Origin of the sequence: Isoptericola sp. NPDC060257 (genome assembly GCF_042726645.1) — a bacterium.
Lineage (GTDB): Bacteria > Actinomycetota > Actinomycetes > Actinomycetales > Cellulomonadaceae > Isoptericola > Isoptericola nanjingensis.
Window position 1 is genome coordinate 1 of the sequence record NZ_JBHXAW010000480.1, and the last position, 1,651, is coordinate 1,651.

A 1,651-nucleotide genomic window follows, 5' to 3' on the forward strand; every position below is an offset into this window, starting at 1 on the left:
CAGCCGAGGAGGAACGCTCATGATCGCCGCGATCGGGCTCGTGATCGGCGTCATCGCCGGTCTGGTGCTGCAGCCGACGGTGCCGGTGGCGTTGCAGCCCTATCTTCCGATCGCGGTCGTGGCCGCGCTGGACGCCTTGTTCGGGGGCCTCCGCGCCAAGCTCGACGGGCTGTTCGACGACAAGGTGTTCCTGGTGTCGTTCCTGTCGAACGTGGTCGTCGCGGCGTTCATCGTGTTCCTGGGCGACCAGCTGGGCGTGGGCGCGCAGCTGTCGACCGCGGTCGTGGTGGTGCTGGGCATCCGGATCTTCTCGAACGCGGCGGCGATCCGCCGCCACCTGTTCAAGGCGTGAGCGGCGGATGAGCGACTCGAAGGGCGACCGCCCCGACACCCCCGACGCCACCGACGTCACCGGCACGGACGACGACGTGACCGCCGGGTCCTCCGAGGGCCGCGAGGCCCCCGACGCGGCGGACGAGCAGCCCGACGTCGCGGGGGGACCGGATCTCCCGGAGGAGGACGCGCCTTCGGTCGTTCCTTCCCACGAGGCGCCGGTCGACGCCCCCTCCACGCAGGCCGACACCTCTGCGGAGGGCGCTGCCCTCGGTGACGAGCCTGCGGACGACGAGGAACCGGTGACGCGCGCCGCGCCGCACGTCGACACGTTTGCGGCGCCTGCGGGCGACGGCACGGACGACGAGACCGACCCGGCGGCGCCGCACCCGATCGAGACTCCGGTCGAGACACAGGCCGCGCCCTCGGACGTCACCCCGGGGCACCATGAGCCGGAGAGCGCGAACCCTGCCGACGAGAGCCCGGCCGGGGGCACCGAGGGCCCGGCCGACGCGGCGCCCCTGACCGGGACTCCGACGAGCGAGCCGGCGACGGGGCCCAGGACCGACGGGACCGCAGGCCCCGCAGCGAGCGGCTGGCGCCGGCTCGGGGCGGCGCTGCGCCCCCGGGCGAGCCGGTCCCAGGTGCTGGCGGGCGTGCTGTGCGCCGCGCTGGGGTTCGCGCTGGTCGTGCAGGTGCAGCAGTCGGCGTCGGACCAGCTGTCGTCGGCCCGGCAGGAAGATCTGGTGCGCCTGCTCGACGAGGTCACGGACCGGGCGCAGCAGCTCGGTGACGAGGTCTCGGGGCTGGAGGCGACGCGCGACGAGCTGGAGTCCGGCTCCGGGCAGGCGCGGTCGGCCCTCGAGCTGGCGGAGCAGCGTGCGGAGTCCGAGGGCATCCTGTCGGGGCGGCTGCCGGCGCAGGGGCCGGGCGTGCGGGTCACGATCCAGGACCCCGGCGGCGCGCTGAAGGCGTCGCAGATGTTCAACGTGCTGGAGGAGCTGCGCAACGCGGGCGCGGAGGTCGTCGAGCTCAACGGGGTGCGCCTCGTCACGTCCACCTGGTTCGAGGACGAGGGGAACGCCATCGTCGTCGACGGGACGTCCCTGTCCTCCCCGTACGAGTGGACCGTCATCGGAGACCCCGAGACGATGGACCGGGCGCTGGAGATCCCCGGCGGCGCGCTCGCGACGGTGCGCACGGCGGGCGCCGAGGCGTCGACCGCCCGTGAGGACGCGGTGAAGATCACGGCGGGGATCTCGCGACCGTTCGGCGCGGTGTAGGCCACCTTCTCGCCGATGCGGTGCCCGTCGATCGC

Annotated in this window: 2 protein-coding genes; both read left to right on the forward strand. The window is 74.1% G+C overall.

All coding sequences use genetic code 11. The annotated features are described in order from the left end of the window. The first annotated feature begins 19 nt into the window (after positions 1-19). Positions 20-352, forward strand: coding sequence for a small basic family protein (locus ACFWEK_RS21475; protein WP_079575212.1), 333 nt, complete (start codon positions 20-22; stop codon positions 350-352). A gap of 7 nt (positions 353-359) precedes the next feature. Next, the gene (locus tag ACFWEK_RS21480) at positions 360-1,616 is read left to right on the forward strand and encodes a DUF881 domain-containing protein (RefSeq protein WP_430555358.1); all 1,257 of its coding nucleotides are present in this window, start codon (positions 360-362) and stop codon (positions 1,614-1,616) included. Positions 1,617-1,651 lie beyond the last annotated feature (35 nt).